13 protein-coding genes are annotated in these 14,654 nt (G+C 56.4%); all 13 read right to left on the bottom strand.

Going from position 1 to position 14,654, the window contains the following annotated elements:
• Positions 1-51: 51 nt before the first annotated feature.
• The 13 genes from FY046_RS12425 to FY046_RS12365 all read right to left on the bottom strand — a co-directional run bounded on the left by FY046_RS12425 (position 52) and on the right by FY046_RS12365 (position 14,631).
• Positions 52-711 carry a DUF2931 family protein gene (locus FY046_RS12425; RefSeq protein WP_167863973.1) on the bottom strand — a complete coding sequence of 220 codons (660 nt, stop codon included), beginning with the start codon at positions 709-711 and terminating at the stop codon, positions 52-54.
• Positions 702-2,555, bottom strand: coding sequence for a phospholipase effector Tle1 domain-containing protein (locus FY046_RS12420; protein ID WP_167863974.1), 1,854 nt, complete (start codon positions 2,553-2,555; stop codon positions 702-704). Before FY046_RS12420 ends, FY046_RS12425 begins: the two co-directional genes overlap by 10 nt.
• A gap of 225 nt (positions 2,556-2,780) precedes the next feature.
• Positions 2,781-3,440, bottom strand: coding sequence for a DUF2931 family protein (locus tag FY046_RS12415; RefSeq protein ID WP_167863975.1), 660 nt, complete (start codon positions 3,438-3,440; stop codon positions 2,781-2,783).
• A 27-nt stretch (positions 3,441-3,467) separates the two neighbouring features.
• A complete protein-coding gene (locus FY046_RS12410) occupies positions 3,468-4,127 on the bottom strand; it encodes a DUF2931 family protein (protein WP_159336660.1) in 660 nt (219 codons plus the stop codon).
• 2 nt (positions 4,128-4,129) lie between these two features.
• Positions 4,130-5,983, bottom strand: coding sequence for a phospholipase effector Tle1 domain-containing protein (locus tag FY046_RS12405; RefSeq protein WP_446186098.1), 1,854 nt, complete (start codon positions 5,981-5,983; stop codon positions 4,130-4,132).
• 114 nt (positions 5,984-6,097) lie between these two features.
• Positions 6,098-7,447 carry an LLM class flavin-dependent oxidoreductase gene (locus FY046_RS12400; RefSeq protein ID WP_241008195.1) on the bottom strand — a complete coding sequence of 450 codons (1,350 nt, stop codon included), beginning with the start codon at positions 7,445-7,447 and terminating at the stop codon, positions 6,098-6,100.
• Positions 7,444-8,433 carry an ABC transporter permease gene (locus FY046_RS12395; RefSeq protein ID WP_212812691.1) on the bottom strand — a complete coding sequence of 330 codons (990 nt, stop codon included), beginning with the start codon at positions 8,431-8,433 and terminating at the stop codon, positions 7,444-7,446. The genes FY046_RS12400 and FY046_RS12395 overlap by 4 nt, the downstream gene beginning before the upstream one ends.
• Positions 8,426-9,457 (bottom strand): ABC transporter permease, encoded by a 1,032-nt coding sequence (locus FY046_RS12390; protein ID WP_171148497.1) that lies wholly within the window; start codon positions 9,455-9,457, stop codon positions 8,426-8,428. The genes FY046_RS12395 and FY046_RS12390 overlap by 8 nt, the downstream gene beginning before the upstream one ends.
• A complete protein-coding gene (locus FY046_RS12385) occupies positions 9,454-10,983 on the bottom strand; it encodes a sugar ABC transporter ATP-binding protein (protein ID WP_446186097.1) in 1,530 nt (509 codons plus the stop codon). Before FY046_RS12385 ends, FY046_RS12390 begins: the two co-directional genes overlap by 4 nt.
• Positions 10,973-11,986 (bottom strand): sugar ABC transporter substrate-binding protein, encoded by a 1,014-nt coding sequence (locus FY046_RS12380; protein ID WP_167863980.1) that lies wholly within the window; start codon positions 11,984-11,986, stop codon positions 10,973-10,975. Before FY046_RS12380 ends, FY046_RS12385 begins: the two co-directional genes overlap by 11 nt.
• A 113-nt stretch (positions 11,987-12,099) precedes the next feature.
• The gene (locus FY046_RS12375; protein ID WP_446186096.1) at positions 12,100-12,750 is read right to left on the bottom strand and encodes a methionine ABC transporter permease; all 651 of its coding nucleotides are present in this window, start codon (positions 12,748-12,750) and stop codon (positions 12,100-12,102) included.
• Positions 12,734-13,828: a methionine ABC transporter ATP-binding protein gene (locus FY046_RS12370; RefSeq protein ID WP_167863981.1), complete on the bottom strand. Its 1,095-nt coding sequence runs from the start codon at positions 13,826-13,828 to the stop codon at positions 12,734-12,736. The genes FY046_RS12375 and FY046_RS12370 overlap by 17 nt, the downstream gene beginning before the upstream one ends.
• 2 nt (positions 13,829-13,830) lie before the next feature.
• On the bottom strand, positions 13,831-14,631 hold the full coding sequence (locus FY046_RS12365) for a MetQ/NlpA family ABC transporter substrate-binding protein (RefSeq protein WP_133842075.1): 801 nt from the start codon (positions 14,629-14,631) through the stop codon (positions 13,831-13,833).
• Positions 14,632-14,654 lie beyond the last annotated feature (23 nt).

Here is a 14,654-nt window from a genome sequence, read left to right as displayed (position 1 = left end):
TTCCCGTCCCTACTCTAAAAACCACCTGAACTCCCTTGCCTGAAGCAGGCATTACCACTTGCCGTAAGGGTATTGTTTTCCTTTGATAAAATCTTTTATATCCTGATCATCTCCATGAGAAAAATCACTTTTAGTTATTCCTTTACAAAGAATTAATTCATCCCCAGAAACCGTGTTTAATACTGATGGCGTTACACGGTAATTAGGTTGAGGTCCTGTGCCGACTAACCAGACTGCCACTTTTCCTTCAGGGGCCAGACCAAACTGGATATTGTCGTAATACGCAGTCTGGCCAAAATAGTTTTTATGCCCGCTGGGCCTGCGCATTTTTTCCACATCAGCGTCAGATAACGTCAGCCGGGTTTCATACACTTTCTTATCAATGATCGAATCCCAGCAGAAAAACAGTTGTTTTGGCGGATGCTTCACATGGTTCCAGTACCCGCTGGGTGCCCGCGTGTAATCGTTCCATTCACCGACCATGTCACTGAGATCGGGCGTACTGTTCAGCGTCACAAACCGCGAAACCCGGTTGTTGGCATCAATAATAACGGCAAAGGTCACCAGTGCGGGCAGGGCTTTGGGCGTGAAAAAGTTAAATTTCCACGCTGTCGGCTCCGTATTTTGCACTGTCTTACTGGCCTGGCTTACTCCCTGGCAGGCCGTCAGCATTGAAAATGAAATCAGTACTATAAGGCGTTTTATTTCCATATTATATTCCCGTCCATATCGTAAGTGGTTCGTTGCCAGCGATAATCCGGCCTGTTGGTAAAGGTAACCAGCTTAGCGGGCTTTACTGCTCCGGTAATTCTTCCCTGACTATCTTTTATCACGCTGTTCCAGTTGGCCGAGCAGTGAAGGTATTTTCCGGCCAGTACATTAATTTCCGGGGTGGTAAATCCGCTGGCCCGCTGGCCGTTGCGAACGGCGCGCCCCATCACCATAGCTTTTTTATAGAATTCATAGAGTTCTGATGGCAGTTTTAATTCTGTATTCGTACTTCGAATGGGTTCAAACACCACCCCTGCATCCTGCGCGGCATCGATCATCACCCGCAGCGCCACCTTTGACCAGTCATTACGCGTGGGGCGTTCAAGGGTTAGTGCGGCAGCGCTGCGTTTTTGCAGCGTGCCGTAGCGGTCGGCGGGCATTCGGTCATCATGCCAGGCTCTGAGTTTAATTTTGTTGCCCTGCAGCAGCGGCGCAATCATGGGATAACAGGCCATAATCCTGAACTGTGCCCCGGCATGCCGATAGGTGTTGGTTTCCTTATCGGGAACAGAAACCGGCACGGTTTCAAACTGCGGGCGCGTAAGGAAACAGGCTTCGTACTCGTCGGGATTATACCCACCGCCAATATCCGAGTGCGCCCCCGGCAACGCCAGTTCCGGCCAGGCAGGTTTTACGCTGTTCAGGGCGAAGTTAAAACGGCACTCATGCTGCGCGGTGATATGGAATACTTTCTCCGCCACGCCGGGCCGCAGCACAATATTCACCTCTCCGGTATCCGCGCTGTGCGGGTTAAAGCCGTTAATCGGCGTGCCGACCCCCGCCACGGTATCGAATATCCCCAGGAAGCGGGTTTTGCCGCCGGGCGTGCCATTGAACTTAATCTCACCTAATCCGGCTTTAATCGCTGCCACAATGGCATCGTCCTGATCAAACACGCGGTTAGCAAAATGTCGTGCTGCTGCCGCGCCACGACTAAACCCAAAGATATCGAACTGCAACTCACTAATAATGAGAGATTTGATATCGGGAAGTTGAGAAAGATAGTCCTGAATACTGGTCACCAGCAGTGTCACCGCCTTATCAGTTTTGCTGACTACCCCAGTACTGCCTCTGCCAGTCCCCATCCCGTAGGAACTGTCCCCCTGACCACTTTCAGTACCGATCCCCTCAATATAAATGGCTCTCTGTGTATATGCCCTGTCCTGGTTATACAGCGTATACAGCCAGTGAACATTGGTGAAATAGCCCAGATGGCTTCCGGCGGCGAAACCGCTGTGACCATATTTTAACTTTACACACTGAGCCTGAGCAGAAGAGGAATCCCCGTCACTCATACCAAAATGCTCGCCAGCACAGGCATTCTGACGGTCAGCACTGTTATCCGCATTATTCCCCGACCCATCAAAAAACACCCCGATCGTCAGCATGATTTCGCGCCGCTTTTTCTTCGCGGACTGGGCGTATTGTTGCGGTACGATGCCCTGAGAGGGGGCGAACAGCGAGAGTTCAATCGGCTGTGGCTTGCGCTGCCTTACGCTGGCGGGTTCTTTGCCGTAACCGTCAGGAATGGAGGAAATAAACGTAGCCCCGCAGGGGCAGGAACTGACGCTGTCGAGCGTGCCGGCCAGTGACATCCCGCCCACCCTTATTTTGCCCGGCCCGCTGATGATGCGGTACGTCATACCCGGGTTCTTACCACAGGAGACCAGACTGCCCTCCCGGGGAAGCTCCGCACCACGCAGAAAAACGGTCGAGTGACCGCTCAGTACTTCCCCACCGCAGGTGGTTTTATCGCCAACGCGAAGAAAATATCCCTTTGTCACAGGCTGTCCTTAGCTCATTCACGGTGAACATTAAATGCACAAAGAACAACTTAACCCAAACGCTTCTGAGGAGAAATAGGCGTTCCGCTAACAAAGCCCTCGTTTTTTTACGATTTATCGTCCGGGTCAACTTAATTTCAAGGCGTTATATCTGACACCGTTTTTGTGAGAATGAATCGTAAATACCCGTCAGGAGCGATTTTATTCCTGCATAAAAAGCAAGCGCTACCATTTGCCGTAAGGGTATTTCTTTCCGTTGATAAAATCTTTTATGTCCTGATCATAACCATAAGAAAAATCGCTCTTAGTGATTCCTTTGCAAATATCTAATTTATCCCCGGATAACGTTTTCAGGACAGAGGGTGTTATACGGTAGTTATGCTCGAAACCGATACCATTCACCCAGACGGCCACCTTCCCTTCAGGGGCCAGCCCAATCTGGATACTGTCGTGATACCGGGTCTTTCCCTGATAGTATTTGTGTGGGCTGGGCTTACGCATTTTATCCACTATCTCATCGGACAACGTCAGATGAGTTTCATACACCTTTTTATCAATCACCGAATCCCAGCAAAAAATAATATGCCGGGGGGGATGCTGTACATGATTCCAGTACCCGTAAAGTGCACGCGCACTGTCGTTCCACTCACCCGTCACGTCATACAGCGCCTTGGTACTGTCGAGAGTATTAAATCGATAATCAATATTGCCCATATCCAGGATGGCGGCGAAGGTCACCTGCGCAGGCAGCCCTTTCGGTGTGAAAAAATTAAACTTCCACTCTGTTGGCTCTGCGTCGAGAGCCGTCTTGTTGGCCTGGTCTGCCCCCTGGCAGGCCGTCAACGTCAGTAGTGAAAGCAGCACAGCGATCCGTTTTATTTCCATATTCTGTTCCCGTCCCTGTTCTAAAAACTACCAGACACCATACGGATACACTTTGTTTTTAATGAACTCTGGTGTATCCCCGTAGTATTTATACCCATTCGGGTGTTTGGTTATTCCTTTGCACAGCGCTAATTTATCGCCGGAAACCGTTTTCAGCACTGCAGGTATTACGCGATGGTTCGGTTCAAATCCTATGCCATCTATCCAGACGGCGACTTTTCCTTCAGGGGCCAGTCCAATCTGGATACTGTCGTAATACGCAATCTTGCCAGGATAGTTCTTGTACATGCTGGACCTGCGCATTTTATCTATAGCGGCATCAGATAACGTCAGGTGAGTTTCATAGACCTTTTTATCAATCACCGAATCCCAGCAGAATAAAATATGACGGGGGGGAGATTTTGTCCGGTTCCAGTGTCCATTGGCAGCCCGCGAGCGTTCGTTCCACTCGCCGACAACGCTATCCAGCGCAGGCGTATAGTCTAAGGTGTTAAACCGATAATCAATATTGCCAGCATCGAGGACGGCGGCAAAGGTCACCAGTGCGGGCAGGGCTTTGGGTGTAAAAAAGTTAAATTTCCACTCCGTTGGTTCCGTGTTTTGAGCCGCCTTGTTGGTCTGACCTGCTCCCTGGCAGGCAGTCAGGATCAATAGCGAAAGCAGCCCTGCGATACGTTTTATTTCCATATTCAGTTCCCATCCATATTATAAATCGTTCGTTGCCAGTGATAATCCGGCCTGTTGGTAAAGGTCACCAGTTTAGCGGGCTTCACCGCCCCGGTAATCCTTCCCTGCCCGTCTTGTATCACGCTGTTCCAGTTGGCCGAGCAGTGAAGGTATTTTCCGGCCAGCGTATTAATTTCCGTTGTGGTAAAGCCGCTGGCCCGCTGGTCGTTGCGAGCGGCGCGTCCCATTACAATGGCTTTTTCATACATGCTGTTCAAATCTGCGGGCAAGGCAAAGTCAGGGATCGTTTCATCAATAGGTTCGAATAACACTCCAGCATCCTGCGCGGCATCAATCATCACCCGTAGCGCCACCTTTGACCAGTCATTGCGCGTGGGGCGTTCAAGGGTCAGCGCGGCACCGCTGCGTTTTTGCAGCGTGCCGTAGCGGTCGGCGGGCATTCGGTCGTCATGCCAGGCTCTGAGTTTAATCGTGTTGCCCTGCAACAACGGCGCAATGGCCGGAAAATGTTGCAGAGTCCTGAACACTGCCCTGGCATGCCGGTACGTTTTGGTCTCTTTATCAGAAACAGAAACCGGCACGGTTTCAAACTGCGGGCGCGTAAGGAAGCAGGCTTCGTACTCATCGGGATTATATCCGCCGCCAATATCCGAGTGCGCCCCGGGCAACACCAGCTCCGGCCACGCGGGTTTTACGCTGTTCAGCGCAAAGTTAAAGCGGCACTCATGCTGCGCGGTAATATGGAACACCTTCTCCGCCACGCCGGGACGCAGCGCGATATTCACCTCTCCGGTATCCGCACTGTGCGGGTTAAAACCGTTAAGCGGCGTACCGATGCCCGCCACAGTATCAAATATCCCCAGAAAACGGGTTTTCCCACTGGGGGTACCCGTAAATTTAACCTCACCCAGACCAGCGTGGATGGCCGCCACAATGGCATCATCCTGCTCGAACACCCGGTTAGCAAAATGCCGTGCCGCTGCTGCACCTCGACTAAAGCCGAAGATATCAAACTGCAGTTCTTTAATGATGCATGAACGGGCTTCCGGGTTCTTGAGCAAATAGCTCAGTATACCCTCTACAATCGCTGCGACAGCCTTATCGGTTTTACTGACCACGCCAGTGTTACCTCTGCCCGTTCCCATCCCGTAAGTGCTGTCGCCCTGTCCGCTTTCGGTACCGATTCCCTCAATATAAATAGCACTCTGTCCATAACCTGTATCAGCCGTAATATTCTGCTTATACAGCGTTTTGAGCCAGTGCACATTGGTGAAATAGCCAAGATGACTTCCGGCAGCAAAGCCGCTGTGGCCCTTTTTAAGCTGTATACACTGGAAATAAGCTGACTGAGCATCGCCATTGCTCATGCCAAAATGTTCCCCGGAACAGGCGACAAGACTCTCCGCGGTATTGTGCGCATTATTCCCCGTCCCATCAAAAAACACCCCGATCGTCAGCGTGATTTCGCGCCGCTTTATCTTCGCGGACTGGGCGTGTTGTAGCGGTACGTCTGCCTGAGAGGGGGCGAACAGGGAGAGTTCAATCGGCTCTGGCTTGCGCTGCGTTACGCTGGCGGGCTCTTTGCCGTAACCGTCAGGAATGGAGGAAATAAACGTCGCCCCGCAGGGGCAGGAACTGACGCTGTCGAGCGTACCGGCCAGCGGCATCCCGCCCACCCTGATTTTGCCCGGCCCGCTGATGATGCTGTACGTCATACCCGGGTTCTTACCGCAGGAGACCAGACTGCCCTCCCGCGGAAGCTCCGCGCCACGCAGAAAGACGGTCGAGTGACCGCTCAGTACTTCCCCACCGCAGGTGGTTTTATCGCCCACGCGAAGAAAATAGCCCTTTGCCATATGCTGTCCTTAGCCCGTTTACGTTGAACATAAAATGTGCGAAGGACAACTTAACCAAAAGTTTTCTGAGAAGAAATACGCGTACCGCTAACACAGACGTCTTTTTTTTACGATTTATCGCCTGTAACGCTGTCCCGCACCAAACAGCCTTTCGCGCAGGGTCAGCGGCTGCGCAGGTCGGGGTGCAACGCGTCCGCGGGCTTTCAGCTCCGGTATCACATAGCGGGCAAAATCCTCAAAGCTGCCGGGACTGATGGCATAGCCGATGTTAAAACCGTCCACGCCCGATGCCGCGGCAAACTGTTCCAACTGGTCGGCCACCGACTGCGGGCCGCCCACCAGCGTGGGATGCAGCCCCCCAATCCCGATGTAGTGTGCCGCTTCACGCAGTGTCCACTGTCGGCCACCGTCAATACGCGTCAGGCTGGCGAGCGCCGAGCGGCAGGCGTCAGTTTCGATATATTCCAGCGGGCGATCAGGATCGTAGTCGGCCCAGTCCACCCCCGTCCAGGCGGAGAACAGCGCCAGCGCCGCTTCTTTACTGATGTAACGCTGAAAATCGGCATAGCGTGCCTGGGCCTGTGTGTCATCCGGCCCGGTCACCACGGTGACGGCGGCAATAAAGCGCAGGGCATCGGGATGCCGCCCCTGCTCCACCGCCAACTGGCGAATGGTGGCAATATCATGACGAATGGCCTCCGGCGTCAGCCCGGCCATAAAGATCACCTCGGCGTTGGCGGCGGCAAACAGGCTACCGCGTGCGGAGGTACCCGCCTGAAACAGCACCGGGGTACGCTGCGGGCTGGGTTCGCTGAGATGCGCATCCGGCACCTGGTAGTAACGGCCCTGGTGACGAATGGGGTGAACTTTATGCGGATGGCTGTAAACCCCGGCCTGCTTGTCACGGACGACGGCATCCTCCTCCCACGAGCCTTCCCACAGTTTGCAGGCAACATCGACAAACTCCTGCGCACGATCGTAGCGCTCGTCATGAGGGATCTGCTGCGTCAGGCCGAGATTGCGCGCGGCGGAGTCCAACATTGAGGTGACAATATTCCACGCCACCCGCCCGTTGCTGAGATGGTCCAGGGTGGTGAATTTCCGCGCCAGCAGATAAGGATGTTCGTAGGTGGTGGAAACGGTCACGCCAAAACCCAGATGCCGGGTGGCGGCCGCCAGCGCGGAGACCAGCAGCAGCGGATCGTTAACCGGCATCTGGGCGGCACCGCGCAGCGCCGCATGGGGCTGCTGCTGATAAACATCCAGCTGCCCCAGCGCATCCGCAAGAAACAGCGCATCGAACCCCGCCTCGTCCAGCAGCTGCGCGATCTCCACCCAGTAGCGGATATCGGTGTAGCGTGATGCCTGATCCTCTGGATGACGCCACAGCCCGGCAGAGATATGCCCGACCACATTCATCATAAAACCAAACAGGATCAGCGGCGGCTTCGGAGCACTCATCATACCCCTCCGCGCTGGCGACGGTTCAGCGCTCCGGCGGCCAGCACCACGAAGATCAGCACCCCGGTCGCCACCTGCTGCCAGTAAAAGTTCCAGCCGATCAACAGTAACCCGTTGGCGACAAAGCTGAGCAGGACAACGCCAAGCAAGGTGCCCGGCACGCTGGGCCGCCGCGAGCGGGAGAAGGTGCTGCCAATAAAGGCCGCGCCGATGGCATTCAACAGATAGGCATTGCCCGACAACGACACCCAGGCTTTCACATTCGATGCCAGCATCAGTCCCACCAGACCAGCGGTGACGGCGCTGATCACAAAGGCCAGCGTGATCAGCCGTTTGGTATGGATACCCGAATAGTGCGCCACGCTACTCTGGCTGCCGAAGACGTTCAGCGCCCGGCCATGACGGCTGCGCTGCAACAGCAGATGTAAACCTGTCGCCAGCAGCGCAACGACCCACAGCGGCAGCGGAATACCCAGCCAGCTGCCGTGGCTGATCGCCGAGAAGCCCGGTGGCAGCACCTGGCTCAGCAGGTAGATCGGCTGACCGCCGTTCGATGCCAACTGCTGCACGCTCTGACCGATAAACAGCGTACCCAGCGTGGCCAGAAAGGGTTCCACTCCGAGTACTGCAATCAGAAATGCGTTAAACAATCCCACGCAAAGTGCCGCCAGCAACGCCGCGCCAATCGCCAGCGGCAGCCCGACCTGATGCAGCACCAGCGTCACCAGTACCAGGCAGGAAAAATCGATCGCGGTACCGACAGAGAGATCGACCGCGCCCATCGAAGCCACCACCGTCATCGCCAGGGCGACAATCGCCAGCGGTGCAACGTTATTCAGCAGCACGCTTTCGATATTGCTCAGGGTGAAGAAACCGGGTGCCGTCAGGCTGAACAGCAGCAGTAACAGGGCAAAGGCCAGCAGCATCAACAGGCTGAGCAGGTTGCCGCCTGCCCTTGCCGCCACAGGACGTACAGTTAACTCAGACACGGATTTTTCTCCTTTGCTGGCGCTGGCGCAGCAGTGCGGTCAGTGAGACCACCGAGAGGATCAGCACCCCTTCCACACCGTTAATCCAGTAGCTGGACACATTAATTAACTGGAAACCGTTGGCAATCAGGCTGAGGAACAGCACGCTGACCAGGGTTCCGGCCACGGTCGGCACCAGACGCCGTGAAAACACCACGCCCAGCAGCACAGCGGCAATCACCATCAGCAGGTTATCGCCCGCCCCCGGCGAACTGCCGCTGAGCACGGTCACTGAACCGAAAGCGGCTAATGCCGACGCTACGCCACAAAGCACATAGCTGGCAGCGATATAGCGCCACACGACCAGGCCATTTGCTCGCGCCGCCAGGGGATGGCTGCCCACTGCCTGTAAGCGCAGCCCGAAGCGGGTGCTGTGTGTCAACAGAATTGCCAGCAGCGCCAGCAGGGCAAAGGCCCAGGCCAGCCAGGGCAACGTCAGCGGCCCGGCGGCCAGCAGAGCATCAAACAGCGGCCCACTGACCGGAATGGTGGAGTTCTGCGTCAGCACCATCTCAAGCCCGATGGCGATATTCATGGTGGTCAGCGTTGCCAGCAGCGGCAGAATACGCAGCCACACTACCGCCAGTGCATTCAGCGCCCCAAGAGCGGCACCGCTTAACAGCGCCAGGCCCAGCGCCACTGCCAGGGAATGGCCTGCCGCCAGCTGCGTGGCAAACACCGCCGCACTCAGCCCCATATTGGCCGCCACCGACAGGTCAATGCCGCCAGTGAGTGAGTGGCTGCCGCCGCCGGTCAGCACCAGCGTCAGACCAAAGGCCAGCGTTCCGGTCACGGCGGCCTGTTGCAGCACGTTACCCAGATTACCGACGGTGAGAAAAATCGGTGACAACACGGCAAACACGGCCAGCACCGCAATAATGATCAGCAGTGCACCGCCCTGCAGCCACTGAGCGGCCTGCCCGGATGCCGGTGCCGCAGAGGCAGGCGGGGTCAGCACGGCGTCTTGTGACGTGAGTTCTGTCATGCGGCAGCTCCTTTCGTCAGGTCCTGCGCTGCACCCGAAGCCCAGGCGAGGATGTCATGATGGTCGGTGGAAGCAGTGTCCAACGTTTTGACCAGTTGCCCGCGTGCAAGTACCAGAATACGGTCACACAAGGACTGCAGCTCCAGCAGGTCCGTTGAGAAGACGATCACCAGTGCCCCCTGCGCAACCAGCTGTTGCAGCGCCTGATAGATCTCGGTTTTTGCGCCGATATCCACCCCGACCGTCGGTTCATCAAGCAGGTAAAGCTGTGCATCAGTGTTCAGCCATTTCGCCAGCACCACCTTCTGCTGATTGCCCCCGGAGAGCGACCGCAGCGGTGCCTCGGCACCCGGCGTGCGGATACCGAGTTGCTGAATATTGCTCGCGACCAGCGCCCTCTCGCGCCCGCGATCGATAAACAGCCGCCGGACCAGGCTTTTCAGTGAAGTCAGCGCAATATTCTCCCGCACGCTTAAATCAGGTGCGATGCCGTTGGCGCGGCGATCTTCCGGCACAAAGGCAATGCCCTGCTGCACCGCCTGATGGGGCGAACGCGGCAGCAGCGGCTGGTCATTCAATGTGATGCTGCCGCTCAGGCCACTTTCCAGCCCGAACAGCGAGCGCACCAGCGCTTTTCCGCCGGAGCCCAGCAGCCCGGTCACGCCGATAATCTCACCGCGTTGCGCACTAAAGCTGACGTCGCTGAAACGCCCTGGCGCAGAAAGACCCTCCACGCGCAGCAGCGTCTGTTCACGGCGCTGAGACGGCGTGCGGGCCTGGGTTTGCAGGGCATCACCGAGCATATCGTGGATCAGCTGCGGGCCGGTGACTTCGCTGACCTGATGCTGTGCCACGTTTTGCCCGTCACGCAGTACGCTGACCTGCTGGCACAGTTCGGTGATTTCATCGAGGTAGTGTGAAACGTACAGCACCGCCAGCCCCTGGCCGCGCAGCGTGCGGATAGCGCGAAACAGTGCGTCCACTTCATGACGGGCCAGCGCCGCCGTGGGTTCGTCAAATACCAGTACGCGCGGTGAGTGCCGCAGCGCACGGGTGATCTGCACAATTTGTTGTTCTGCCACACTGAGGTCGGCAATCAGGTTGTCCGGGTTAATATCCAGCGCAAAATGCTGACGGATCGCCCGGCGTGCAATGTGCCGCAGGCGACGACGGTTCAGCAGCCGCACGCCGGGATAAACCGGCTCCTCACCCAGCAGCAGCGTTTCCGCAACGGTCAGGCTGGGGGCCAGCAGACGCTCCTGATGCACAATCTCAATACCCAGCGCGTGCGCCCTGCCCGGCGAATCAATGCGCACCGGCTGGCCGTCGAACCAGATCTCGCCGCCGTCGGCGGGTTGCAGCCCGCCGAGGATTTTGATCAGGGTGGATTTCCCCGCGCCGTTATGACCAATCAGGCCGTGGATCTCCCCTGGTGCGAGGCTGAGTGACACCCCGCGCAGGGCCGGAACGCCGTCAAAGGCTTTATCAATATTATTCAGCGCTAACAGCGGCGGTTTATTTGGCATCGCTCTGGCCCAGCGTTTTCTGTGCTTCTGCGGCGTTCTCTTTGGTCACTACCAGCGAAGGTACATAGGTAGCCGGAGGCAGGTTGCGATCCCCCGCCAGATAACGGGCCGCATTTTGCACTGCCGTTTTACCAATCAGGTAAGGCTGCTGGGCCACCACTGCCGCCGCGCTGGATTTCGGATCTTTCACCAGTGACACCACGTCCGGGCTGCCGTCGACCGCATAGGTTTTGATTTCACTGCGGCCAGCGGCATCCACCGCCTGCGTGGCACCAATCTGTGGTACATCCCAGGCGGCCCAGATCGCCTGTACCGAGCCTTTCGGGTATTTATTTAACAGCTGGCTGATTTGAGAATAAGCATCCTGCACGGTATTCGGGATCACATCGCGCAGTTCCGGTTCAATAATTTTAATTTTCGGATACCACTTCAGTACCGCTTTTAACTGGTCGTAACGCATTGCCACTACCGGCACGCCATAAAAGCCGTTAAATACCAGAATATTTCCTTCGCCGCGCAGATCGTTAACCAGTTTCAGCGCCAGCTGTTCGCCAATATAAAAGTTATCTGAGGTTGTGACGTTAATACTGGAGGGGCTGGCGGTATCGACGGTAAACAGCGGAATACCTGCAGCACGGATTTTTTTAAGCCAGGGTTCGAGCACCGACGCGGTGCCGAGAGTTTCAATAATGGCATCCGGCTTTTGTGCGATAAGCGTTTGAATCTGAGAGATTTGCTGGGCTTCTTTACGCCCGCCATCCAGTGCAATTGGCGTGCCACCAAGGCGTTTCACTTCGTCGATTTGCCCCTGATAGGCTTTCAGATCCCAGTAGTGATCGGTGCCCGCCACGGTAATACCAATACGTTTCCCTTTTAATGACGGCACATCAGCATCATTGTTTTCTGCCTGTGCGGGCAAGGCCATCAATATCGCCGAAGCGACCAGCACAGCCAGTGAGGCTTTAATCAGAGAGAAGGTTTTTGTTTTATTATTCTTAGCCATTTTTATTGTATTCCTGTCAGATGAATTAATGCCAAAGTAGCACAGTCATCTGAGAGGAATAATGCCGATTTCCACTAAGGATCCGGCATCTTTGGTTATTAAGAAAAACTGAACTAACGGTGATTTAGCCGCCGCGATAACCGGTCGCCGCACAGCTGTAATACCGTCACCAGCGTCACCAGCACCACAATCACCGTCAGCATCACCTGCGAGTCAAAGCGTTGGTAACCGTAACGATACGCCAGATCCCCTAACCCGCCGGCGCCAATCGCCCCGGCCATCGCTGAGGCATTGATCATCGTGACCAGCGTAATGGTAAATCCGCTGACAATCCCCGGACGCGCCTCCGGCAGCAGCACGTGCCAGATAATATGCCGCCGATGAAAACCCATCGCCTGTGCCGCTTCCACCAGCCCTTTATCCACTTCACGCAGGCTAACCTCCGCGATGCGGGCAAAAAATGGCGTGGCCGCCAGCGTCAGCGGCACCACGGCAGCCCACACGCCATACGAGGTGCCAACCACCATGCGGGTAAAAGGGATCAAGGCGACCATCAGGATCAGAAACGGCACCGAACGGAACAGATTCACCACCCAGCCCAGCAGGCGGTTGAGCAGCGGGTTGGCAAACAGGTTATTGCGGTCGGTGATCACCAGCACCACCGCCAGCGGCAGGCCCAGTAGCAGCGCCGCCAGTGAAGACACCCCGACCATCATTAACGTATCCAGCAATCCCTGCCATAAACGATCAATCTGCAGTGACATAGCCCAGTACCTCCACACGGTCGGCTAACGGCTCAAGCGAAGTAGCGACAAACGGCGCGGGTCCGGCGGGTTTCAGTAAGATCATCTGACCAATCTGCCGTTCCTGCACCCACTCCAGCGCACTCTGTATCAACTGCGTTTCACTGCCCAGCAAGGCGATAATCTCCGCCAGCTGCGGCGCCGCGCCCTCTCCGGTCCAGGTCAGGCGCAGCAGCGCCCGGTCATTGGCACTGCTGAGTTGCGGACGCAGACGGTCAGCCAGCGCCGCAGGCAGCGCATGCTGTTGCGGGCTGAGTAGTATCTGCGTCGTCGGTTGTTGCGGATCGCCATACACCTGCCAGACCGGGCCTTGCTCAATCACTTTGCCCTGTTCCAGCACTGCCACCTGATGGCACAAATCGTGGATCACGTTCATCTCATGGGTGATCAGCACAATGGTGATGCCCTGCTGCTGGTTGATCTCGCGCAGCAACGCCAGAATCGAGGCGGTGGTTTCCGGGTCGAGCGCCGAGGTGGCTTCATCGCACAGCAACAGCTGCGGTTCATGCACCAGCGCACGGGCAATCCCCACGCGCTGCTTCTGCCCGCCGGAGAGCTGGGCGGGCCAGGCGTGCTGGCGCTCCTCCAGCCCGACCAGTTTAAGCAGCGCATCCACTTTCTGCTGGCGTGCGCGCGCCTCAACCCCGGCGACCTTTAGTGGCAGCTCAATGTTCTCACGCACCGTCTTCGCCGACAGCAGGTTGAAGTGTTGGAAGATCATCCCGGTGCCGCGCCGCCAGTTCACCAGCGCGTTGTCGCTCAGGCTGCCGATATCCACGCCATCCACCACCACGCTGCCTGCCGTCGGGTTTTCCAGCCGGTTGAGGCAGCGGATCAGTGAGGATTTCCCCGCACCGCTGCGGCCAATAATGCCGAAAATAGTACCGCGTGGAATATGCAGGTTAATGTTATGCAGCGCATCGGTTTGCTGCCCGGCATAACGTTTAAACAGGCCGTCGATGGCCACATGTGCCGCCCCCGACGCACGGGAAACGGCGGCGCTCTGTTCGGTACTGTCCGGCCAGGTCAGGCTGACCATGATTACGGCTTCCAGCCTGGCTGATAAAGTTTGCCGTAGAATTTATCCAGGCTGGCGCGTACCGCCGGGGAGTGCTGATAGATATCAACAAACTTTTTCAGGCGCGGGTCATCCTGGTGGCCGTCGCGGATAACAAACTGGATCACGTACTCCGGGTTTTCCAGCCCATCAAACAACAGCGCATTATTCGGATCAATCACCCCGGAGGCGCGCAGATAGTGTGGATAGCCCTGCGCCAGGTCCACTTCTTCCAGTGAACGCGAGAGCTGCACCGCTTCCACTTCAATAATCTTCAGATGCTTCGGGTTGTTGACGATGTCATCAACGGTCGACTTCAGGCCCGCACCCGGTTTCAGGGTGATTAACCCGGATTTTTGCAGTAGCAGCAGGCCGCGCCCGCCGTTAATCGGGTCATTTGCAATCGCCACGGTGCCGCCGTCAGGAATCTGATCAATAGCGGTATGTTTTTTGGAGTAAAGGCCGACGTTATTGATGATCGCCGGGGCGTATTTCACCAGGTGGAAACCGCCCTGCTGATTGGCGTTATCGAGGAACGGCTGATGCTGGAACAGGTTGACATCAATGTCGCCGTTTTCCAGGCTGACGTTCGGTGCCGTCCAGTCGCTGAACTCGATCAGATCCACCTTCAGGCCCTGCTTTTTCGCCTCTTCAACGGCGGTTTCCAGCGGTGGTGCAAAGGCGGCGGTAGTGCCGACTTTCAGCGGGCCGCTGTAATCGGCTGCCTGCGCAAAAGCCGTCGTGCCTAACAGTGCCGTCAGCACCAGAGTATTCAGTAATTTCATATTGTTATCCTTATTTTCCCGGA

Source organism: Erwinia sp. 1181_3, assembly GCF_052824965.1.
Note: the sequence above shows the minus strand (reverse complement) of the source record. Positions and strands in the feature narration are given on the sequence as shown.

Coding starts and splice junctions, on each gene's coding strand:
- FY046_RS12425 (WP_167863973.1), bottom strand. CDS start 711: ATGGAAATAAAACGCCTTATAGTACTGATTTCATTTTCAATGCTGACG.
- FY046_RS12380 (WP_167863980.1), bottom strand. CDS start 11,986: ATGGCTAAGAATAATAAAACAAAAACCTTCTCTCTGATTAAAGCCTCA.
- FY046_RS12375 (WP_446186096.1), bottom strand. CDS start 12,750: ATGTCACTGCAGATTGATCGTTTATGGCAGGGATTGCTGGATACGTTA.
- FY046_RS12365 (WP_133842075.1), bottom strand. CDS start 14,631: ATGAAATTACTGAATACTCTGGTGCTGACGGCACTGTTAGGCACGACG.
- FY046_RS12405 (WP_446186098.1), bottom strand. CDS start 5,983: ATGGCAAAGGGCTATTTTCTTCGCGTGGGCGATAAAACCACCTGCGGT.
- FY046_RS12410 (WP_159336660.1), bottom strand. CDS start 4,127: ATGGAAATAAAACGTATCGCAGGGCTGCTTTCGCTATTGATCCTGACT.
- FY046_RS12385 (WP_446186097.1), bottom strand. CDS start 10,983: ATGCCAAATAAACCGCCGCTGTTAGCGCTGAATAATATTGATAAAGCC.
- FY046_RS12390 (WP_171148497.1), bottom strand. CDS start 9,457: ATGACAGAACTCACGTCACAAGACGCCGTGCTGACCCCGCCTGCCTCT.
- FY046_RS12370 (WP_167863981.1), bottom strand. CDS start 13,828: ATGGTCAGCCTGACCTGGCCGGACAGTACCGAACAGAGCGCCGCCGTT.
- FY046_RS12400 (WP_241008195.1), bottom strand. CDS start 7,447: ATGATGAGTGCTCCGAAGCCGCCGCTGATCCTGTTTGGTTTTATGATG.
- FY046_RS12415 (WP_167863975.1), bottom strand. CDS start 3,440: ATGGAAATAAAACGGATCGCTGTGCTGCTTTCACTACTGACGTTGACG.